Origin of the sequence: Brevibacillus thermoruber 423 (assembly GCF_000454065.1) — a bacterium.
In the GTDB taxonomy this organism is placed as follows: domain Bacteria; phylum Bacillota; class Bacilli; order Brevibacillales; family Brevibacillaceae; genus Brevibacillus; species Brevibacillus thermoruber.
Map to the genome: position 1 here is coordinate 83,194 of NZ_ATNE01000017.1, position 21,008 is coordinate 104,201.

The 21,008-nt window shown below is 58.4% G+C and carries 24 protein-coding genes and 1 other annotated feature; of the genes, 2 read left to right on the plus strand and 22 right to left on the minus strand.

From position 1 onward, the window contains the following. Positions 1 to 218: 218 nt before the first annotated feature. A complete protein-coding gene (locus tag M516_RS0104300; RefSeq protein ID WP_029098030.1) occupies positions 219 to 1,238 on the plus strand; it encodes a CobW family GTP-binding protein in 1,020 nt (339 codons plus the stop codon). 152 nt (positions 1,239 to 1,390) lie between these two features. Here M516_RS0104300 and spoVG read toward each other — a convergent pair whose 3' ends face one another. From spoVG to metG, 12 genes are all read right to left on the minus strand, one after another. After that, positions 1,391 to 1,678: a septation regulator SpoVG gene (spoVG, locus tag M516_RS0104305; protein WP_029098031.1), complete on the minus strand. Its 288-nt coding sequence runs from the start codon at positions 1,676 to 1,678 to the stop codon at positions 1,391 to 1,393. 176 nt (positions 1,679 to 1,854) lie between these two features. Further along, positions 1,855 to 2,238: a RidA family protein gene (locus tag M516_RS0104310; protein ID WP_029098032.1), complete on the minus strand. Its 384-nt coding sequence runs from the start codon at positions 2,236 to 2,238 to the stop codon at positions 1,855 to 1,857. A 7-nt stretch (positions 2,239 to 2,245) separates the two neighbouring features. Then, positions 2,246 to 3,076: a pur operon repressor gene (gene purR / locus M516_RS0104315; RefSeq protein WP_029098033.1), complete on the minus strand. Its 831-nt coding sequence runs from the start codon at positions 3,074 to 3,076 to the stop codon at positions 2,246 to 2,248. 57 nt (positions 3,077 to 3,133) lie between these two features. Continuing rightward, positions 3,134 to 4,012, minus strand: coding sequence for a 4-(cytidine 5'-diphospho)-2-C-methyl-D-erythritol kinase (gene ispE / locus M516_RS0104320; protein WP_029098034.1), 879 nt, complete (start codon positions 4,010 to 4,012; stop codon positions 3,134 to 3,136). A 91-nt stretch (positions 4,013 to 4,103) separates the two neighbouring features. Beyond that, positions 4,104 to 5,261: a YdcF family protein gene (locus M516_RS22705; protein WP_081656439.1), complete on the minus strand. Its 1,158-nt coding sequence runs from the start codon at positions 5,259 to 5,261 to the stop codon at positions 4,104 to 4,106. 270 nt (positions 5,262 to 5,531) lie between these two features. Next, positions 5,532 to 5,714, minus strand: coding sequence for a small, acid-soluble spore protein, alpha/beta type (locus M516_RS0104330; RefSeq protein WP_029098035.1), 183 nt, complete (start codon positions 5,712 to 5,714; stop codon positions 5,532 to 5,534). 172 nt (positions 5,715 to 5,886) lie between these two features. After that, on the minus strand, positions 5,887 to 6,159 hold the full coding sequence (gene veg, locus M516_RS0104335; RefSeq protein WP_029098036.1) for a biofilm formation stimulator Veg: 273 nt from the start codon (positions 6,157 to 6,159) through the stop codon (positions 5,887 to 5,889). 289 nt (positions 6,160 to 6,448) lie between these two features. Next, positions 6,449 to 7,351: a 16S rRNA (adenine(1518)-N(6)/adenine(1519)-N(6))-dimethyltransferase RsmA gene (rsmA, locus tag M516_RS0104340; protein ID WP_029098037.1), complete on the minus strand. Its 903-nt coding sequence runs from the start codon at positions 7,349 to 7,351 to the stop codon at positions 6,449 to 6,451. Then, the gene (gene rnmV, locus M516_RS0104345; protein WP_029098038.1) at positions 7,348 to 7,902 is read right to left on the minus strand and encodes a ribonuclease M5; all 555 of its coding nucleotides are present in this window, start codon (positions 7,900 to 7,902) and stop codon (positions 7,348 to 7,350) included. Before rnmV ends, rsmA begins: the two co-directional genes overlap by 4 nt. 152 nt (positions 7,903 to 8,054) lie before the next feature. Further along, the gene (locus M516_RS0104350) at positions 8,055 to 9,140 is read right to left on the minus strand and encodes a 3D domain-containing protein (protein WP_029098039.1); all 1,086 of its coding nucleotides are present in this window, start codon (positions 9,138 to 9,140) and stop codon (positions 8,055 to 8,057) included. Between the two features lie 460 nt (positions 9,141 to 9,600). Beyond that, positions 9,601 to 10,380 (minus strand): TatD family hydrolase, encoded by a 780-nt coding sequence (locus M516_RS0104355; protein ID WP_029098040.1) that lies wholly within the window; start codon positions 10,378 to 10,380, stop codon positions 9,601 to 9,603. Positions 10,381 to 10,399: 19 nt separating this feature from the next. Next, on the minus strand, positions 10,400 to 12,430 hold the full coding sequence (metG, locus tag M516_RS0104360) for a methionine--tRNA ligase (protein ID WP_029098041.1): 2,031 nt from the start codon (positions 12,428 to 12,430) through the stop codon (positions 10,400 to 10,402). Between the two features lie 47 nt (positions 12,431 to 12,477). Then, positions 12,478 to 12,731 (minus strand) — a binding site (T-box leader). 436 nt (positions 12,732 to 13,167) lie between these two features. Here metG and M516_RS0104365 point away from each other — a divergent pair. Further along, on the plus strand, positions 13,168 to 13,419 hold the full coding sequence (locus tag M516_RS0104365) for an AbrB/MazE/SpoVT family DNA-binding domain-containing protein (RefSeq protein WP_029098042.1): 252 nt from the start codon (positions 13,168 to 13,170) through the stop codon (positions 13,417 to 13,419). A gap of 93 nt (positions 13,420 to 13,512) precedes the next feature. Here M516_RS0104365 and rsmI read toward each other — a convergent pair whose 3' ends face one another. The 10 genes from rsmI to M516_RS0104415 all read right to left on the minus strand — a co-directional run bounded on the left by rsmI (position 13,513) and on the right by M516_RS0104415 (position 20,923). Continuing rightward, positions 13,513 to 14,397, minus strand: coding sequence for a 16S rRNA (cytidine(1402)-2'-O)-methyltransferase (rsmI, locus tag M516_RS0104370; protein WP_029098043.1), 885 nt, complete (start codon positions 14,395 to 14,397; stop codon positions 13,513 to 13,515). Continuing rightward, positions 14,394 to 14,699: a GIY-YIG nuclease family protein gene (locus M516_RS0104375; RefSeq protein ID WP_081656440.1), complete on the minus strand. Its 306-nt coding sequence runs from the start codon at positions 14,697 to 14,699 to the stop codon at positions 14,394 to 14,396. The genes rsmI and M516_RS0104375 overlap by 4 nt, the downstream gene beginning before the upstream one ends. Continuing rightward, a complete protein-coding gene (locus M516_RS0104380; RefSeq protein WP_029098045.1) occupies positions 14,650 to 15,417 on the minus strand; it encodes a tRNA1(Val) (adenine(37)-N6)-methyltransferase in 768 nt (255 codons plus the stop codon). The genes M516_RS0104375 and M516_RS0104380 overlap by 50 nt, the downstream gene beginning before the upstream one ends. Before the next feature lie 119 nt (positions 15,418 to 15,536). Further along, complete coding sequence (gene yabA, locus M516_RS0104385) at positions 15,537 to 15,902, minus strand: DNA replication initiation control protein YabA (RefSeq protein ID WP_029098046.1); 366 nt, start codon at positions 15,900 to 15,902, stop codon at positions 15,537 to 15,539. Between the two features lie 49 nt (positions 15,903 to 15,951). Beyond that, the gene (locus M516_RS0104390; RefSeq protein ID WP_029098047.1) at positions 15,952 to 16,767 is read right to left on the minus strand and encodes a PSP1 domain-containing protein; all 816 of its coding nucleotides are present in this window, start codon (positions 16,765 to 16,767) and stop codon (positions 15,952 to 15,954) included. Positions 16,768 to 16,770: 3 nt separating this feature from the next. Next, on the minus strand, positions 16,771 to 17,751 hold the full coding sequence (gene holB, locus M516_RS0104395; protein WP_029098048.1) for a DNA polymerase III subunit delta': 981 nt from the start codon (positions 17,749 to 17,751) through the stop codon (positions 16,771 to 16,773). A 10-nt stretch (positions 17,752 to 17,761) separates the two neighbouring features. After that, the gene (locus tag M516_RS0104400; RefSeq protein WP_029098049.1) at positions 17,762 to 18,208 is read right to left on the minus strand and encodes a YaaR family protein; all 447 of its coding nucleotides are present in this window, start codon (positions 18,206 to 18,208) and stop codon (positions 17,762 to 17,764) included. Between the two features lie 93 nt (positions 18,209 to 18,301). Further along, positions 18,302 to 18,631, minus strand: coding sequence for a cyclic-di-AMP receptor (locus M516_RS0104405; RefSeq protein ID WP_029098050.1), 330 nt, complete (start codon positions 18,629 to 18,631; stop codon positions 18,302 to 18,304). A gap of 140 nt (positions 18,632 to 18,771) precedes the next feature. Continuing rightward, positions 18,772 to 19,428 (minus strand): dTMP kinase, encoded by a 657-nt coding sequence (tmk, locus tag M516_RS0104410; RefSeq protein ID WP_029098051.1) that lies wholly within the window; start codon positions 19,426 to 19,428, stop codon positions 18,772 to 18,774. 7 nt (positions 19,429 to 19,435) lie between these two features. Next, positions 19,436 to 20,923: an aminotransferase class I/II-fold pyridoxal phosphate-dependent enzyme gene (locus M516_RS0104415; RefSeq protein ID WP_029098052.1), complete on the minus strand. Its 1,488-nt coding sequence runs from the start codon at positions 20,921 to 20,923 to the stop codon at positions 19,436 to 19,438. Between the last annotated feature and the right edge of the window lie 85 nt (positions 20,924 to 21,008).

Here is a 21,008-nt window from a genome sequence, read left to right on the forward strand (position 1 = left end):
ATCTTAATCAAATGGTGATTTCAAGACGGTAGGCACTGGTTTCCGATGGCGATTTTTAGACGTTTGACGCCTGTTTCCCGCCTGGATTATGATGGGAGGGGAACCGAGAGCGGATCGCCGCGGGAATCGTCGGTCTTTTCCGAAAAAGAAAACCGGACTCCCCACCTCCGCCCTCCGTGTTCTCACCGTTACATGAAAAGGCAAGGGGGATGGACGCGTTGAGCGCTGGCGTATACATTTTGACCGGGTATCTGGGCAGCGGCAAGACGACGCTGCTGCAGAAACTGCTGGCCTATCTGCGGAACGAGGACGGCCGGGTCGTGGTCCTGATGAATGAGATGGGCGAAGAAGACATCGACGGCGAGCAGATTCAGGGCTTCGGCTTTCCGGTGAAAAAGCTGCTGGACGGCTGCATCTGCTGCTCCATTCGCGGGGAGCTGACGGATGGACTGAAGGACGTTCTCTCCTCCTTCGAGCCTGACCACATCCTGATCGAAACCACCGGCGTGGCCGATCCGGTTGACGTGGTGGACGCGCTTACCCATCCGGAGCTGTACGACAGGATGGAGCTCAAGGGAATCATAAGCGTCGTGGACGCTTCCCGCTTCCGCGACCTCAACTCCCGCTTCCAGTCGAGCGGCTCGCTGGTCAAGACGATCCGCAACCAGGTGAAGTACGCCGATTTGCTTCTATTAAATAAAATCGATCTGGTCACCCCGGAGGTGTTGGAAAAAGTAAAGGCCAAGCTGCTTGAGCTGAATCCGCACGCCCCGATCCACCAGACAATCCAGAGCGACATGGACCTGCGGGAACTGTTGAGCGTCAAGCGCGCCGCCGAACGCAGCGCGGCGGAACGGGCCCGGGACAAGGCGGCCGGCTCTCCTGTGCAAAAAAGCATAGGACGAATGTCCGCCCTGGAAAAAGTGAAACGATCGCTCGGCATTTCAGCCGGTCAGCCGTCGCTGTACAACAGCATTGAGACCTTTTCCTACCATTTTACTGGACCGGTGGACGCAAAAAAGTTTGAGGATTTTCTCTGGGATCTGCCGAAAAACGTCTACCGCGCCAAAGGATACGTGCTGTTTAAAGGGCGGGAGGAACTGATTTCGTTTCAGCACACCGACAATCAGGTGAACCTGTTTCCCTTCGAAAACTTCGGCCCGAAGATGGTCGCCGTCTTTATCGGCGAAGGGTTGGACAGGGAAAAAATCATAGCTGATCTGGAGGCCTGCTATTAGCGGTGGGCCGCTGCCGTCCGGCTCTTGGCCGGCGGCGGGTCGACAGCCGGGCCGGGACCGGCCGAACAGCCGTGCCTGGCTCTCTCTGCCGGCCGCTCAGGCAAGAACAAAGCACCCAGTCGTCGCGACCGGGTGCTTTTGTTGGGCTTGAATCAAGCGCCTGCTTCGATGGTATTCTCCTCTTCTTGGCCTACACGCTCGTATTCAGCCAGTACAGCAGCTTGAATCTTTTCGCGCGTGGCAGAGGAGATCGGATGTGCGATGTCGCGGAACTCCCCATCCGGGGTGCGTTTGCTGGGCATCGCAACAAACATGCCATTGTTCCCGTCAATGACACGGATATCATGAACCACGAATTCATGGTCAATCGTAATGGACGCAATGGCTTTCATTCGACCATCCGTATTCACGCGGCGAAGTCTGACGTCTGTTACTTCCATCAAGTTCACTCCCTTTATCTATCAAAGCGTTTAGGAGTAATTCCACGCTCTGGGTAAATATTCCTGCTGGGTTACCGAATTTTTGCAAAAAAAACTATAATTTTATCTCCCCTGCCGAATAAACTGGAAAAAACAAGCCCGACACTGCCTGGTGTCGGGCTTCTCATCCCTGTTTTTTATTTTCCCGTGTACGCAACGACTTCGATTTCCACCTTTACATCGCGCGGCAGACGGGCCACTTCCACCGTGGAGCGGGCCGGTTTGTGATCGCCGAAGTATTCGGCGTACACTTCGTTCAGCCGGCCAAAATCGTTCATGTCCTTGATAAACACGGTCGCTTTCACCACGTCGGAGAGCGTCAGCCCGGCTTCGGCCAGGATCGCCTTGATGTTGGCGAACACCTGGTGCGCCTGTTCCACGATATCCCCTTCGACCAGGGTGCCGTCCGGGCGCAGCGGAATTTGGCCGGAAGCAAACAGGAACGGGCCTGCCTTGACCGCCTGACTGTACGGACCGATTGCCGCCGGCGCCTTGTCCGTCGAAACAAATGAAATCGCCATCTGTCCATTACTCCTCTCTCTCGTGAAAATAACTGCCCAGCTCGATCTCGATCTGCTTGCCCTTGACGTCCACATCGCGCAGCTTGGCCAGCGAGACGTACTCGTCCACGAGGCGGTCCGTGACGTCAGCCGTCTCCACCAACACGCCGCAGCCCACCACGGTGGCGCGGAACTCCTGCAGGAGATCGATCATGCCGCGAATCGTGCCGCCGGCCTTCATGAAATCGTCGACGATCAGGACGCGGGACTGTTCGGCCAGCGCGCGGCGGGCCAGCGACATCGTCTGAATGCGCTTGCTCGAGCCGGACACGTAATTGATGCTGACCACGGACCCTTCCGTCACCTTGTTGTCGCGCCGGACGATCACGACAGGCACGTTCAGATAAGCGGCCGTCGCGTAGGCGAGCGGAATCCCCTTGGTTTCCACCGTCATGACCACTTCCACGTTCTTTTCCGCAAAGGCGGTGGCAAACAGCTTGCCGATCCGGGCCATGGTGGCCGGATGACCGAGGATGTCGGACATGTACAGGTAGCCGCCCGGCAGCAGGCGGTCGGGATTTTCCAAATGGCCGATCAGTTCGCGCATGAAGTGAAGGGCGTGTTCCGTCTTCATCTGGGGAATGTACTTCACTCCGCCGGCCGCTCCCGCTACCGTTCGCAGCGCGCCCACACCCTGGCTCTCAAACGCTTCCTTGATAATGGACAGGTCTTCGCTGATGGACGACTTGGCTGCCCCGTACTGTTCGGCAAACATGGTGAGTGGAATCAACGTGTGGGGATGGGCGAGCAAGTGCTGCGTCATGTCGACCAGACGCGCACTTCTGCGCATTTTCTTCATGATTCTTCCTCCAAAAAACCGAATATTATGGTGCTAATGTATCATTTCCATACGGGTTCATGCAAGCATTTCCCCATCCGGCATCCCCAGCATGCGGGCGACGAACACGTCTTTGACAAACCCGCGCAGCGCGTTGTAGATACGGTGCACCTTCGCTTCCTTTTGTACGAGAGCAAACACGGTCGGGCCGCTCCCCGACATCAGCACGCCGTCCGCTCCCGACTGCTCCATCAGCTCCTTGATCTGCCGCACTTGCGGGTGCATGGCCAGCGTCACCTCTTCCAGCACGTTGCCCATGGAGCGGCACATCAGCGAAAAATCCTGTTCGCGAATCGCCTTGATCATCTGTTCCGTCGAAGGATGACGGGCGATTTCCTGGACGCGCAACTGGCCGTACACGTCAGCGGTGGAGACCCCGATCGGCGGTTTCGCCAAAATGACCCAGCAGGGAGCGGGAGCCGGCAGATGGGTGATCTGCTCGCCCCGCCCCCTGGCGAGTGCCGTACCGCCGTAGACGCAAAACGGCACATCGGATCCGATTTCCGCCCCGATGGCGGCCAGCTCGTCCAGACTCAGCCCGAGGTTCCACAGCTTGTTCAGGCCGCGCAGGGCGGCTGCCGCGTCACTGCTTCCCCCGGCCAGTCCGGCGGCTACGGGAATCTGTTTGTCGATATACACATGTACGCCCTGGCGCACCTGATAGCGTTCACGCAGCAGCACCGCCGCCTTGTAGGCGTGGTTGCGTATGTCGTCCGGTACAAAACTGGCAGAGCAGTCCAGCGTAATGGCGCCGTCCTGGCGCAAGGTCAGGTCTACGCGATCCGCCAAGTCCACCGTGGTCATCACCATTTCCACTTCGTGATAACCGTCCGGCCGTTTGGCCAGCACGTCGAGAGTCAGGTTGATTTTGGCGGGCGCTTTGACCGAGATACGCATGTTGTTCACCTCTGCCTACGTTCAGATTTCCTAGTCTCTTATTGTAGCACAGGGGTTCTCTGCCATGCCAGTTGGACGGAAGAAAAGCCTTCTATCGCTGTTTTCCCGGATACGCCCAGATGCCCGACGCTCTCAGCAGGTCACGGTAGGTGACCAGCCGCTCGTCTTTCGTCACCTGCTGCGCCTCCTCGATCGTCGGGTAATCCAGGCTGGCCGCATGGCTAAATCTGACGCTCCCGCTGCCGCCGTTCATCTTCGCGTACAATTCGCCGGCTTCGCGAAAGACGGTCAATGCCCGTCTCATATGGCTCGCGCTGGTCACCAGCGTGACGTCGCGGATCCCTTCCCGCTCCAGGATCGCCGTCGTAAACAGGGCGTTTTCCACCGTGTCCGTCGACTTGTTCTCCAGGAGGATGCGGTCCTGGTCAATCCCTTGAGAGACCAGCCACCGGCTCATCGCATCCGCTTCGGTGACGCCCTGCTTCGGCACTCCGCCGGTAACGATGATGTTGGCCAGCGGGTATTGTCTGGCGACCGCCAGGCCCGTTTTCAGCCGGTCCACGAGCGGCTGGCGCATCGAACCGTCGTCCGCCAGCGCGTAGCCCAGGATCACGATCGCGTGCCGGGTTTGCGGCAGCCCGGTCGGAACCGCGGTATTAAGCCTGCCGGCCAGGATCTCGTCTGTCGCCCGCAGCTTTTCCAGATAGGCGGCCGTCCTTTGCGGATCGATCGTCCGCAGCCTGGACACGGCCTCCTGAAACGCCCGCTCGTCTCCGTTCGCCTTGGAGTAGACGGCGAACAGCAGGGTGGCGTTGAAATTGTCAGGGTCCAGGCGCAGGATCTGCCGGTACGTCTGCAGGGCTTCGGGCAGCTTTTTCTGGATGACCTGCGTCGACGCCAGTGAAAACTTCAGATCCAGATTGTACGGATCGAGGATCGTCGCTTCCCGAAAGGCGTGTTCGACCACATCGTATTTGCCTTTCAGGGTGATGCCCTTGAAGATTTCCTTTTCCGCTTGCTGCAGGTCGCCGCCGTGCCAGTAGTAGTACATGGCCGTGTCGACCAACTGATTGATGCGGACGGATGTGGGCTCGTCGTTTTGGATGACGCTCGCCGGCGCTTCCGCAGACGCTGATGGCGGCGGCTCGGGAGATACCGCCTCCGTTTGGGCCGAAACTGGCGTATAGAGCGCCGCAGAGATGACAAGAACGGTCACTGTTCCCCGTACGATTCCCTTTCTTTTCCACATGCTTCCCATTCCTCCTGTCGCTGATCGATCTGTTTGGTGCGTAACCCTCGCCTGTTCCCGGTCTGCTGCCCGCTTTCACCTCCTGAAAAAAGCATGAGCGTCCGGAGCAGGAGGACTCGCCCCTTGCCGCTTCCGTTCGCTCATGCCTAGTTCGCCTAGTGACACGCGTGTATTTTTTCTGAATATTCTATCACAAAAAGGCAATGCGGAGCAACCGCCGCGAAACCAAAACACAGGAAGAAGCCGGGTTACCCCGGCCCGTCAACGAGTTTATTTGGCATTCTGTTTGGCTAACGCTTCCTCGGCGATCTGAATCGCGCGTTTGACCAGATTCCCGGCATCGCGCGTGGTGATGGCGCCCCAGCCTTCGGTTTTCACCGTGTCGTAAAACCCCAGCTCCTTGGCCAACTCCATCTTGAACGCTTCAGACATGATGCCTCGTCTGCGACCCATAACATCCTCCTTTTCCCGTTGACAGCCTTAGTATGCGCGAGGCCGGGCAAAAAAACCCGGCCGCTGTCTCGATTCAACCGACACAGAAATGGCGCCGGACGTATATGATATCGAGTACACCGGACCGGGGACGACAGGAAGGCAAAAACAAAACAGCAGAGCCGCCAGGGCTCTACTGCTGTACAAAAGTAATGCGAATGTGCTCGTTGTCACGGCACACTGTCAATTCTACTGTTTCCGTCAAGATGTCAGCATAGCTGTATGAAACTCGCTCAAACAATTGGTCGTCATCAAGCTTTACAACGAATACAGATGGGTACGTTTCTTCGAGGATGCCCGTCCGTTCGACGGTTTTGCGGCGACCGCCATTGGCTTTCAGCAGGATGCGTTCGCCAATGTGCTCGTCTAAACTGCGTTTAATGTCAAGTAACGCGTTTCTTGCCATTGTTCCATCCACCTCGCTTGATTCCATTATAACAGTCTATGCTTATTTTGTCAAAGAAATAAAAAATTATAGCAACCAAAATCAGTTCTTGTCAACGGTGTTTTTTTCGTGAAATCAGCGGATTTTTGTCGCATGGCTTGTCCGGGGACAGGCACGTCCGGCAAAAAAATTCCCGACCGACTTCCGTCCCATTATCATCGTGCCCTCAGATGGCTGAGACAGTCCCCTTTCGACGAAAAAAGAGACTGTCCCAACAATCCGAACGCCCCTTGTTTCCAAGGGGCGTTCCTCATGTTCGATGCGGCATCAGATTGCTGCGACGGATGGCGTTGGCGAGCCGGGCAAATTCTTCGATGCCCAGGGTCTCGCCGCGGCGGCCGGGGTCGATCCCCAGCTCAGCCAGCAGCCGAACCACATCGTCTTTTTGAGTTTTGTCGAACAAACCGTTCATCAGGTTGTTGAGCAGCGTCTTCCGCCGCTGCGCAAAGCAAGCCCGTACCACGCGGAAAAACAGCGCTTCGTCGTCCACCTCGACAGGAGGCTGCTTGCGGATCGTCAGCTTGATCACGGCGGAATCGACATTGGGCCGGGGAATGAAAACGCTGGCCGGCACCACCATCGCCACTTCCGTCTCCGCGAAAAACTGCGCGGCGACGCTGAGCGAGCCGTAGTCCTTGGTACCCGGCTTGGCAGCGATCCGGTCCGCCACCTCTTTCTGGATCATCACCACGATATGCTCCAGCGACAGCCGTTCCTCCAGCAGCTTCATCAGGATCGGCGTCGTCACGTAGTACGGCAGGTTGGCCACGACGCTCACCTGTTCGTAGCCGGCCAGCTTGTCCGCCAGGAGCGCCCGCAGATCCAGCTCCAGCACATCTCCGTGCACCACTTCCACGTTTTCATAGGGAGCCAGGGTTTCCGCCAGGATGGGCAGCAGCCGTTGGTCGATTTCGACCGCCACGACACGGCCGGCGGCTCTGCCCAACTGTTCGGTCAGCGCGCCGATGCCGGGACCGATCTCCAGCGCCGCCTTCCCCTTGTCCAGTTCGGCCGCCGCCACGATGTTGTGCAGAATGTTGGTGTCGATCAAAAAGTTTTGGCCCAGGCTTTTCTTGAACGAAAAGCCGTACTTCTCCAGGATTTCCCTGGTCCGCGTAGGCGTGGCGATATCTTTGCCGACGGCTCGGGTCATGGCTGCTCCCCTCCTTCGTCAATGGCCTTCATGGCGGCGAGAAACTCCGCCCGGCTGATTTGAAAGGCGTTCAGGCGCTGCAGCATCTGCTTGGCGTTGGCGTACCCGATGCCCAGCCGTTCGCCCAGTTTGATTCGCCGCTCCTTGGAATCCGGACCCGAGGTCAATCCGTAAGCGATCATGTCGTCGGGCGTGATCTCCCCGGCCTGATCGGCCATCTCGGTACGCACCTCGGAGAGCGCGCGGACGATCACCTCGGGGGAAGCGTTCTCCACGCCGATGTCCCCTTTTTTCGTCCCGTCCTCCTGGGTGATGAACGCGTGCTTGCAGCCCGGCACCGCCCGGCTGATGATCTTGCGTATCCGCTCTCCCTGGTAATCGGGGTCGGTAAAAATAATGACGCCGCGTTTTTGCTGGGCCAGGCGAATCTTTTCGATCGTTTTCGGGTTGATGGCAGACCCGCCCGTCTCGATCGTGTCCGCCTGGACGGCCCGCTTGATGGCGGCCGTGTCGTCCCGCCCTTCCACGACGATGACTTCTTTGATCTTCATGTCGCTGCTCCCGCTTTCCTACCGTGTTGGAATGGTATTAGTGTACACCAAAAACAAGTTCCGTTTCTGTCCGTGTGGCTGAAACGTTTCCGCTCCCCACCCGTCATATTGGTAAGACAGCAAACAGAAGACAGGAGCGCAGGCTCCTGTCCCTAAGGCTTGTGCGGTCCGATAATGTAGACCGTGCGATTTCGCTTGCGGCCGAACTGGACCGCTTCCGCTTCGGTGCTGACGAACACATCGATCTTGTGACCGTGTATCGCTCCGCCCGTATCCTCCGCCCGACGATACCCGATTCCGTCGATAAACACCCACCATCCCAGCGGAATGACTTTGGGATCGACGGCAATGGTGTGCCCGGCTTTCGCCTTGACACCGGTAGCCGTGCGGCCATAACCCGGCGAGCCGACGGGTTTGCCTCCTCCTGCCGGAGAGTAGGCGGTCAAAGTAACCCCGTTCAGTACCTGTTTCGGCCGGAACACTTTGCCGCCGCGGGAGACCAACCCCGCTGCGGCAACGACCCGTTTTGACGTGTCGGCTTGAACGGATGCGGCCGTTCCCACCGCGACAATACGGTCTTTTTTCGGTGTGATGACATCTCGTTTTACCAGTTCACGGGATATTTCTTTGCCGTTTTCCGTGACCAGTCTGTAGTGCGCGATGGCCTTCCCTTCCTGCCCGCTTTGCAGTACGCGGGTCTGTCCCTTTGTCAGAGAACCATCGCTTTTGCGAATTTCCTGGTATGGCACGCGCTCCTCCACCGTGACGATCCGTTCGCTGACGCGCGTGACGGAGATCGTCGAGTCTTTGGAGAGAGACGCTGTCAGTGCCGGTTCCACCCGGTCCTGTTTGCCCAGCGTGATTCCCGCGTCCTTCAAGACGCCGGCGACGTCACGGCTGAGCGTTTGCACGACTTTTGTCTGCCCGTCCACGTGGACAGGGATTGCCCAGCGTGTATGTAAGGTAATGGTTGTTCCGTTGGTGATTTTGGTGTCTGCGTCTGGCTGCAGGTAATCGCTGTCTGTCACCGCAATGTGTCGTTCTTCCAAAAACTGCTCGACGGTTTGCGCCTTGGTCCCCACCTTTTGGGTGACGCCGTCCAAGGTAAACGTGACCTGCTTCGGTTGCGTTGCTTGGGCAGAAAAATAGCCAATCATGGGTACCAGCACCAGAGCGAGACCGCCCAGTACGGCAATCGCTCGCTTCTTCTGCCGTTCCCATACCGTGCGTAACTCCATTTCCCACACTCCTTTTTCCTAGAAAAGCACAAGGCTTTTCCTGTCTGGTCAGGCAAGGGTGATGAAATCGCACCAATATTTTGGAAATTGGCCAGTTCTGAACAAGGTCGGTCTTGATTGTATGCTACTTTCTCCGGTTTGTCAAATTGCCCCCTTCCTAGATCCAAATGATGATTGCTACCAGCCTAGCAAAAAGCGAATGGCGAATGGAAGCAAGTTTGTGTCGAGCATCTCTGTCGAGGAGAATGGAATCGTTCGACATATGGACTATGGTATGCAGGGCAAAACGGCGGGAGAACCTGGCTTGGCGGGAAACGCTCAGCCGCCTGCCGGAAAACGCCGCCGGATGTGCGCAAAGAACAAGCCGGGATTTGTTTTGAAAAAAACAGGGCCCTTCTGCGATGCGCTGATGCGCGATCACAGAAGGGCTTTCGTCATGGTGATGCGGCTTTGGACACGGTTATTCCGTACGGGCCTCCAGCCGGAACAGCCGGCGGGCATTCTCGGCGGTGATCCGGGCCATTTCCTCGTAGGACAGGCCGTGGATGTCGGCCATTGCCTCGCAGACGTAGCGGACGTACCCGCTCTCGTTTCGCTTTCCGCGATACGGGTGCGGGGTCAGGTACGGGCAGTCGGTCTCGATCAGCAAACGGTCGAGCGGCACCTTGGCCGCCACCTCCTTCGGCTGCTTCGCGTTCTTGAACGTGAGCGGACCGCCGAACGAGATGTAGAAGTTCATGTCGAGCGCCATTTTGGCCGTCTCCCAGCTCCCGGAAAAGCAGTGCATGATGCCGCCCACTTCGGCCGCCTTCTCCTCCCTCAGAATCGTGATGACGTCCTGGTGGGCGTCCCGGTTGTGAATGATGATCGGCAGGCCCAGCTTTTTGGCCAGGCGGATCTGCTTGCGGAACACCTCCGCCTGCACGTCCCGCGGTGAGGTGTCCCAGTAGTAATCCAGACCCATTTCTCCCAGTCCGACCACTTTCGGGTGGCGGCTCAGCTCCTCCAGCCACTCCAGATGCTCGTCGGTCATGTCCTTGGCGTCCTGCGGGTGCCAGCCGACCACGGCATAGATGAAGTCGTAGCGCTCCGCCAGCTCCAGGCAGGTGGCGATCGTCTCGGCGTTGAAGCCGATGTTGACGATGGTGCTCACGCCGTTTTCCCGCGCGCGGGCAATCACGTCCTCACGATCCTCGTCAAACTCCCGGGCATTGAGGTGCGCGTGCGTATCGAATAACACGGGATCGACCTTCCTTTCCCTACTTCACGATTGCTCCGTTCGGCATGCTCGGATCGACGGTCGCCAGCGTCAGTTGATCGCCTGCGGACGCGGCCAGGATCATGCCCTGCGACAGTTCGCCGCGCAGTTTCACCGGTTTCAGGTTGGCGACCAGGATCACCTTTTTGCCGATCATTTCTTCCGGCGTGTAGTACTTGGCGATGCCGGAAACCACCTGGCGCTTCTCATAGCCGAGGTCCAACTGGAGCACCAGCAGCTTGTCGGCGTTGGGGTGCTTCACGCACTCGACGACTTGCGCCACGCGCAGTTCCACTTTGGCAAAATCGTCGATCGTGATTTCCTCTTTCGCGTCCGCCGGTTTGTCGTTTGCCTGTGCTTCGGTTTGGTTCGCGGTTGTCTCGTTCACGGATGCTTCTCCTTTCAACGCTTCCTGTTTTCGCTTGTTCTCTTCTGCCTGACGGCGCGCTTCCGCCGTGGATTCGTCGATGAACGCCAGCTCTGCCTGCACGTCCAGACGCGGGAAGAGCAGCTCCTTGCGGCTGACCGTGCTGCCGACCGGCAGGCCTCCCCAGACGCCGGCGGACTCCCAGGTCAGTGCTTCCGGCTTGTCGAGGATGCCCAATTGGTCCCAGATTTTCGCCGGGGCTTTCGTCATGAACGGCTGAATCAGGATGGAGACGATGCGGATGCATTCCGCCAGATTGTACATGACGGTGGCCAGGCGGCCTTTGGTCTCGTCGGATTTGGCCAGGTTCCACGGCATGGTCTCGTCGATGTACTTGTTGGTCCGGCCGATCAGCTCCCAGATGTGGGCCAGCGCATTGCTGAAGCGCATTTCGTCCATGTGCTCCTCCACCAGCGCTTTCGTCTTGGTGGCGAGTTCGATCAGGCTGTCGTCCGGTTCGCCCGCCTCCTGCGGAGCAGGCACGATGCCGTCGAAGTATTTTTCAATCATCGTCGCGGTGCGGCTCAGCAGGTTGCCGATGTCGTTGGCCAGGTCATAGTTGAGCCGCTGGATGAACGACTCCGGCGTAAAGACCCCGTCCTGGCCGAAGTTGATTTCCCGCAGCAGGAAGTAGCGCACGCCGTCGGAGCCGTAGCGGTCGATCAGGAGCTTCGGATCGATCACGTTGCCTTTGGATTTGGACATCTTTCCGTCCGGCATCAGCAGCCAGCCGTGGCCGAACACCTTTTTCGGCAGCGGCACGTCCAGCGCCATCAGGAGAATCGGCCAGTAAATGGTGTGGAAACGGAGGATGTCCTTGCCCACCAGATGGACGTCCGCCGGCCAGTATTTGCGAAACTTGCTGTCGTCGTCGGACAGGTAGCCCAGCGCGGAGATGTAGTTGGTCAGCGCGTCAATCCAGACGTAGATGACGTGCTCGGGATCGTCCGGCACCTTGATGCCCCAGTCGAAGCTGCTGCGGGAGACGGAGAGGTCCTGCAGACCCGGCTTGAGGAAGTTGTTGATCATTTCGTTGCGGCGGGACTCCGGCTGGATGAAGTCCGGATTCTCCTCCAGGAACTTCAGCAGCTTGTCCTGGTACTTGGACAGGCGGAAGAAGTAGTTTTTCTCCTTCACCTTTTTCACTTCGCGGCCGCAGTCCGGGCAGAAGTAGCCTTTGTCCGTCTTGCACTGCGTCTCGGTCCAGAACGCCTCGTCCGGTACGCAGTAGTAGCCCTCGTATTCGCCCAGGTAGATGTCTCCCTGGTCCAGCAGCCGTTTGAACACCTTTTGCACGACTTCCTTGTGGCGCGGTTGGGTCGTACGGATAAAATCGTCGTAGGAGATGTCCAGCTTTGCCCACAGATCCTTGATCCAGTCGACAATCGGGTCGATAAATTCAAGCGGCTGCTTACCGTCTTCGGCCGCCCGCTCCTGCAGCTTTTGCCCGTGCTCGTCCGTACCGGTCAGGTAGTAGACGTCGTAGCCGCGCAGCCGTTTGTAGCGCGCCATTGCATCGGCGGCAATGGTGGTGTAGGCGTTGCCAATGTGCAGCTTGTTGCTCGGATAGTAAATCGGCGTGGTAATGTAGTACGTCGGTTTCATGCAACAAAACCCTCCTGACATACGTTAAAAAATAAAAGCCCGCCCCAGATTGGGACGAGCCTTGTTCTCGTGGTACCACCCAAATGCTCCGCCTTCTCGCGAACAGCGGACTTGTCGAGTCAGACTGCTGCTGACTCACCCGTAACGCAGGCTTGCGTCGCAGACTACTTGGCGCCGGAAACGGCGGTTCATCCGCGAGACTCGGGGGCCATGTTCGGCTTGATCGCTTATACCGGTTCGCAGCTACCCCGGCTCTCTGTCATAAGGATGGCAAGCCTACTCTTCCCGTCATCGTCGTTCGCTATGAAATACCTGATTCACCCTCTATTGTACACAACCGCCTCATTTTGTAAACCACCCGCCTGCAACTTTGTGGCGGGACAGACGCTTGACGGGCAAAAGGGCAAAAAAAGGAATCAAGGGGAAAAAAGGCCACTTTTGTCGAACCACCTTCTCTATCATTCGACATAAAGTGACGAATTCGCCCCTATGCGCTTCCAGTTACTTTTTTCCAATATACCGATAAATATTGATGTCGAGCACATGCAAACAATGATGCTGTACATGTCTGTCAAACCGGCGCCAGATGTGGCTTCAAAGATTTGTAAAAATCATATTGACACCTTTGGGAATCGCTGGTATGATGAGAACAACGGAAATTGTCGAATATTGACGATTAATAATCCGATTTGCACAATAAACGACACTGGGCAACATTGTGAGAGGAGAGACGATTCATGATGAAATCGACGGGGATTGTACGTAAAGTGGACGAGCTGGGCCGCGTGGTGATTCCGATTGAACTGCGCCGCACCCTGGGCATCGCCGAAAAGGACGCGCTGGAAATTTACGTGGACGGAGAGCGCATTATCCTGAAAAAGTACGAGCCTGCATGTATTTTCTGCGGCAATGCGGACCGGGTCTCCTATTTCAAAGGCAAAATCATTTGCCAGGACTGCCTGAACGAACTCCCTGCGGTCAAGCGTTAATCGTCCGCTCAACCATACAGAGCCGCTTTGTACGAAGCGCTGCCGGTAAGACGATGGAGGCCGGGGATGACTCCCCGGCCTTTTTTCATGCGATCACGCTTCCGGATCGCGGTGGTATTCATTGTAGACGTCCCGCCTGGACAGGCCCCGGTCGTCCGCTGCCTTCTTGATCGCTTCCTTTTTGCTCATGCCTTGTTCGCAGTAGCGGTCGACATGCTCCCGGATGTCAAGCGGCTGCCACCAGGCCGCTTCTTCTTCCGGAGCGGCCGGCGCGCCGCGGTATCCTTCCACGATCAGGCAGTACTCGCCTCGCGCCTCCCCCGCCGCCAGCCAGTCGATCAGCTCCCCCAGCGTGCCGCGGGCAAACTCTTCGTAGCGCTTGGTCAGCTCCCGCGCCAGCACGGCCCGGCGATCGCCCCAGGCTTCCCGGATCGCCTGGAGCGTTTTCACGATGCGATGGGGCGCTTCGTAAAACAGCAGCGTCTCCGGATAGCGCTCCAGCCGCTGCAGTTCTTCCCGGCGGTCTTTGTTGTCGCGCGGCAAAAAGCCGCAAAACACAAAGCGGTCCGTCGGCAGGCCGGAGGCGATCAGCGCGGTCAGCGCCGCGTTTGCGCCGGGGACAGGAACGACGGGAAAGCCGGCCGCCACGGCATCCCGCACCAGATCGGCCCCCGGGTCGGAGATGGCGGGCAGACCGGCGTCACTGACCAGGGCAATCCGCTTTCCTTCCGCCAGCCATTGCAAGAGACCGCTGCCGCTGGCCTCCTTGTTGTGCTCGTGGTAGCTGACCGTCCGCTTCTCAATCTGAAAATGGTTCAGCAGCTTGCGGGTTTGCCGGGTGTCTTCGCAGGCGATCACATCGACGGCCCGCAGCGTCTCCAGACAGCGAACCGTGATGTCGTCCAGGTTGCCGATGGGCGTGGCCACCAGGTAGAGGACTCCCGTCTGTTCGTCGGCGAAACTGCGCTGGACGTTCATGACTTACGACCACCTTCCTCGATCAGTTCTTCCTTTTGAGAGCGGGTCAGGCGTTTGATCGCTTCCTCCCGCCTGATTCCCCACGAGCGGTCCGTCCCTTCTTCCCAATACATCAGCTCCACCGGCCCTCGGCCCCGCGTGTACTTGGCCCCTCTGCCCTCGTTGTGCTCCCGGATGCGGCGGGCCAATTCCGTGGCATACCCGGTGTAATAGGTCCCGTCCGCGCAGCGCAGGATGTAGACAAAGTGGCTTTTATGCGAGGGAATCCCGCTTTCCGAAATAGATCTCCTGCAGTTCTTCACAGTATTCCTCTCCGTTTTCGTAGACAATCAGCGGCGGCTGGATGCGCAGTTCCGGCCTGCCGTTTCGCATCCCCTCGATCAGGAGCATGTTGGGCTCGGCGTCGCGGCGCGGGTAGACCAGCCGCATCCGCTTCGGCTCGATGCCGTACTGGCGCATCAGCGTGATGATGTCCACCAGGCGCGTCGAGCGGTGCACCAGGGCGATCTTCCCGCCGTTTTTCAGCAGTTGGCTGCCCACCCGAATGACGTCTTCCAGCGACAGCAAGATTTCGTGGCGGGCGATGGCAAAGTGTTCGCTGACGTTTTTCTCGCCGCTGGTCGCCGGCATGTACGGCGGATTGCAGGTAATCAGGTCAAACTTGCCGTGCCCGAACAACTGCACGGCGTCCTTCACGTCGCCGTGGTGCATCGTGATGCGCGATTCCAGCCTGTTCAGCTTGACGTTCCGACTGGCCATGTCATACAGCCGCTCCTGAATCTCGATGCCTTCAAACACCGCTTCCGGCGACCGCGTCGTCATGATCAGCGGGATCGCGCCGTTGCCCGTGCACATGTCGAGCACCCGTCCCCGTTTGGGCACCGACGCAAAGCGGGCCAGCAGCACCGCATCCATGGAGAAGCAAAATACTTCACGGCTCTGGATGATTTTCATTTCATGGGTGAGCAGGTCGTCAATGCGCTCCGTCTCGTAGAGCGGCACGTTGATTTCCGGTTGCATCCGTTGTTCCATACTCCTTTTTCCACCATCAGTCTGTAACGGCCTCTGCACGTTGTCTGCAAAAAGCGACCTGCCGCAATGCTCAGGTCGCTTCGGTACAAAAAGGCCATGCTATCCTGTTATTTGTGAACACCGCCGCTGAGGAAGGAGAGGCAGAACAGGCAATCTCCCTCTTTGCGCAGGCTGCCGAAATGAACGTTGCAAATGTGAAAACCTTCCGCATACAGCCGCGCCAGATTGTCATAGCCTTCTCCGACCACTTTCTTCTTGGCGGTTTCCTGCTTGACCGTTTCTTTTGGTTCCGGCGGCGGACTGGCTGTCTTCTTGTCCAGCCGATTGCGAAGGTGTTGGTTCTCCACGAGTAATTGGGCGTTTTCCTCCATCAAGACAACGATGACGTCTTTCAATTCGCCAATTTCCCGATACAGATCGCCAATTCGTTCCTCGATGCTGGCCATCTTGACGAAGATTTCCCGTTTGTCCACTTGCTCACCTCATCCCCGCTACCCAAATCTAACCTGCTCTGTTCTCTCGTTAGTCAAACGTCGGATGACCCACGACAATCTCATCGAGCGCAAATTCGATGACGCGCTTGTTTTCCGAAAGCTCTACCTGAACGGACTGGTCGAGCACGTTGACGGAGACGACACGCCCTTCGCCCAACGGCGTGGTCACCGTCGCGCCGATGTCCGGCATTTCGTCCCGGGTGCTTTCGTAGTTGTCGTTTTCGTATTTCAAACAGCACATCAGCCGGCCGCAGAGACCGGAGATTTTGGCCGGATTCAGCGAAAGGTTTTGGTCTTTTGCCATCTTGATCGACACCGGCTCGAAGTCGCCCAAAAACGTAGAGCAGCAGAGCAGCCGGCCGCAGGGCCCGATGCCGCCCAGCATTTTCGCTTCGTCGCGCACGCCGATCTGGCGCAGTTCGATACGGGTGCGGAAGACAGAGGCCAGGTCCTTGACCAGTTCGCGGAAATCCACCCGCCCATCGGCGGTAAAATAAAAGATGATTTTGTTGCGGTCAAACGTGTACTCCACGTCGACCAGCTTCATCTCCAGCTTGTGTTCCTTGATTTTGGTCTGACAGATGGAAAACGCGTTTTTGGCGGCCTGCTTGTTCTCTTCCACCTGCTTGGCATCCCGCTCGTCCGCCATCCGGATGACCTTCTTCAGCGGCAGTACGACATCCTTGTCGGCCACTTGTTTGCGGCCGATCACCACTTTGCCGTATTCGACCCCTCTCGCCGTTTCCACGATGACGTGCGAATCCTTTTCGATCGGCAGTCGGTCGGGGTCGAAGTAATATATTTTGCCCGCTTTTTTAAAGCGGACGCCCACAACCTCATACAAAGGTTATCCCTCCTGGATTTGAAGAACCAACCGCTCAAGGGCCAACTGTGCGTTGGCGTTTCGCTCTATCCGATTTTTCGTTTCCATGACCAGATCGATCCCATGCAAGAGCTCGGCTTTCGTCCAGACCAGGGCTTGTCCTTGCAGCACATCCTGTTGGTCGCTGTTGATGAGATGGGCATGCCTGTCTACTTGCACGTACAGGATATCGCGCAGCCAAAGGATGAGCAAATCCAAAAAGAGGGGCAGTTCCTCCTTTATTTTGTCGCTTTTTTGCAACAAATCGTGAATGGTATAGAGCGCAGCAGCATTGCGCTGTTTGCACTCCTGCACCAATTGTATCACTAGATTTCTAAGCTGTGCAAACCAATCTGACTGGCTGAGCACACGAGCTTCTTCCAGATTTGTCGTGATGTGGGAAGCCGCCCGGGCGATCCCGGCCGGCACGCCTTCCGCCTGCAGCTGCTGGGCGATGACGTCGGCGGACAGCGGCGTGAACGGGACAATCTGGCAGCGCGACAGAATGGTCGGCAAAATGGCGTGACTGTGCTCCGTCAGCAGCAGCGCGACGACTCCGGCCGGCGGTTCTTCCAAAAACTTGAGCAGACTGTTGGCCGCCTGGGTGGTCATCCTGTCCACGTGCTCGATGATGTACACCTTGTGAGCCGATTCCACCGCCCGCATCGCCATCTCCTTTTGCAGGGCGCGAATCTGGTCGATCTTGATCGAGGCCCCGTCCGGCTCGATCAGCAGCACGTCGGGATGGTTGCCCGCCTCGATCCGCCTGCATGTGAGACAGGCCCCGCAGGCGTCCGCCTCCCTTTCCGGACAAAAAAGAGACTTCGCCACATGCAGGGCCATCTGTTTTTTTCCTGCACCCTTGGGACCGGCAAACAGGTAAGCGTGCGCCAGCCGCCCGTTTTGCAGACTATGATGCAGCAGTTCCGCCGCACGCGGCTGCTGCGCAAACATCGTCCATGTCATCTTGTTCCACCTAAAAGTACAAGTTGATCAGCATGCCGCGAATTTCGCCGATGCGGGCCAAAAGGTCGATCATCGGCGCCTGATCGCTTAACAGTTCGTCGGCAAGCTTGAGCAGTTCCGCGTCCACTTCCTTGACAATCTTGTACAGCCGGCTGCGTCCCCGGCGGTTTACACCCCGCCTGTCGTCCAGCGCGATGCCGTGCTTGACGGCCTCTTCCATGAACTGCTTGACGAGATTTTTGTAATGGTAGAAGTCGCGGATGGAGCGGGAACGGGCCAAAATCTGTCCCTGTCTGTCAATGTCCTGCAAAAGCCGGGTCAGCCGCTCCTGCGACATGCGCTGGTCCTCGCCCTTGATCAGTTCCCCGAAATTCGTTCTTTCCACCTGCGGCCCTTTGCGCATGTCGGCCGCCTTGAGCAGATCCACCTTTGGCCTGGGCCCGTCTCCGATTTTCATGCCGCTCCCTCCGTCCCCTGTCCGATCGTTTTCTTCCTTCAGTATAAACGAAAGCTGGCTGAAAAAGGAGGGGGGTCCCCTTCCATCAGACGCCTAGAACGAATGGAATTGCTCGACATCCAGCACAAACACGGCGGCACCGCCCACCTGCACCTCGAGCGGATACGGCATGAACGAATCGACGGCATTGCTCAGCGGCGAGACAGGCGTGACCATCTGTTTGCGGGACTTGCAGTGCTGCTGAATGATCTCGATCACTTCCGGCACGTTTTCGTCGCTCGTTCCGATCAAAAACGTCGTGTTGCCGGCACGCAAAAAGCTTCCCGTACTGGCCAGCTTCGTGGCACGAAATCCTTTTTTCACCAACTGCTGCGACAGACGACCACTGTCTTTGTCCTGAACAACAGCAACCACCATCTTCATCGGCTCTCACCCTTTCCGCACGCGTTTGGTATCTGGGGGTACCTGTCTTCCTTCATTGTATGAAGAAAGGCTGGACGGTGTAACGATATTCTTCTAAAACATAGTATACAGCATGTACATACCCGGACGGTACTTAAACCTTACAGACGCGAACCTTGCAGACGCGCCTCCAGCGCAGCCAGCGCCTCTTCAAAGACCCGGTCCATCGGCTGTTCCGCGTCGATGACGACAAACCGCTCGGGAAAGCGCTCCATCACCAACCGGTATCCTTCCCGCACTTTTTCGTGGAACCGCAGGTCTTCCATGTCGAGCCGGTTTACCTCCCGCCCCTTGGTCGCGTTGATGCGGGCCAGACCCACTTCCGGCCGCACGTCGAAAAACAGCGTCAGGTCGGGCATGCAGTCTTCCACGGCAAAGCGGTTGATGGCAAACACTTCGTCGATGCCCAGGCCGCGCGCATACCCCTGGTACGCTAGACTGCTGTCGATGAAGCGGTCGCACAGGACCAGCTTCCCCGCCGCCAGCGCCGGCAGCACCCTTTCAGCCAAATGCTGCCGCCGTGCCGCCGCGTACAGCAGCGCCTCCGTCCGCTTGTCCATGGTGACGTGCTCCGGATTGAGGATGATCGACCGGATCTTCTCCGCGATCTCGATGCCGCCCGGTTCGCGGGTGAGGATCACGTCCCGTCCCCGCGCCCGCAGTTCGTCGTACAGGCGGGCGATGACGGTCGACTTGCCCGCTCCGTCGCCTCCCTCGACGGTAATAAACCGGCCTTTTCCCTTCGTTGTCACACACATGCTCCTTTCACACTCGTTGTCTCTCATCAATTACCCGTATCGTCTGCAGCCGGCCGTCCTGCACCCCGTGGAAGCGGGTCTGTCCCTTGCGAAGCTCCAGCAAAAGCTCCAGCAAATCGGCGTCAATGCGCTCACCCGGCACCAGCAGCGGGATTCCGGGCGGATAGGGGATCACCATTTCCGCGGCGATCCGTCCCAGCGCCTGTTCCAGTGCCACCGCCTCGTGGGGGGCGTCTATCGCTTCGTGCATCGGCATCGCCTGTTCGCGCAAAAAGCTGGACGCCACCACGCCCGGCTCCACCATTCGCACCGCTCCCGGCCGTCTCTCGGGGGAGACGGATTCCAGCAGCCGGGCCAGCGCGTCGAGATCATCCGCGGAGGTCCCGGCGGAGGCGGCCAGCAAGACGAGGCCGCTCTCGGCCAGTTCGGGATAGATGCCGTGTTCCTCCAGCAGCCGCTTCAGTTCGAATCCGTCCGCGTCGGCGGAGCGCAGCACCAGCAGCAGTTTGAGCGGATCCCATGTCGCGCAGACGCTGTTTGGCACTGGCCCCGCCAGCTCCACCCACGAGACGCGACCCAGCCGCTCTCGAAGCTTGTCCAACTGCGGCAGCAGCCGTTCCCACTCCCGGGCCGCTTCCGTCACCAGGTGGCGGCGCGCCAGGTCGAGCGAAGCCATCAGCAGATACGACGGGCTGGACGACTGTATCAGCGCCAGATTGCGCGCCAGACGCTCCCGGTCGATCCGCTCGCCCTGAATATGCAGCATGGACGACATGGTGAGCGCTCCGGTCATTTTGTGGGTGGACTGCACGGCGGCATCCGCTCCGCTCTGCATGGCGGAAGGGGGAAACGCGGGGTGAAAGCCGAAGTGGGCCCCATGCGCTTCATCGACGAGGAGCGGCACGCCAAACCGGTGGACGGCCGCCGCCATCTTGGCCACATCAATCCCCATGCCGTAGTAGGTGGGATTGGTCAAAAAGACCGCCTTGGCATCGGGATGGGCCTGCAGGGCGCGTTCCACGTCCTCCCGCCGCAGTCCGACGGCGGTGCCGGTCGCCGGATCCACCGCCGGCACGATGTACACCGGCGTCGCCCTCGCCAGGATGATGCCGTGAAACACGGACTTGTGGCAGTTGCGCTGGACGAGGATCTTGTCTCCCGGACGGCAGACGGTCATGATCAGCGCGATGTTGCCCGCCGTGCTCCCGCCGACGAGAAAGCGCGTCTCCTCCGCGCCGAAAGCCTCCGCCGCCAACGCCTGCGCCTCGCCAATCACGCCCTCCGGCTGATGCAGGTCGTCCATGCCGGTGATCTCCGTCATGTCCAGTTCGAGCACGGGCCCAAACCGCTCTCTGCCGTGATGGTCAAAGCTTCGCCCCATCTTGTGACCGGGCACGTGAAACGGATGGGGACGGCGCATGGCGTGCCGTACCAACTGTTCGTACAAGGGAGCCCGCCGCTGCCTCTCCCAAAAGTCGGCGCTTCTTTCCCGCACGGTCATTCACGTCCTTTTTTCAGAGTACCTTTTATTGTAACACGATTTGCACCCGCGGAACGGAAAAAGGCATCGGGGGTGCCGA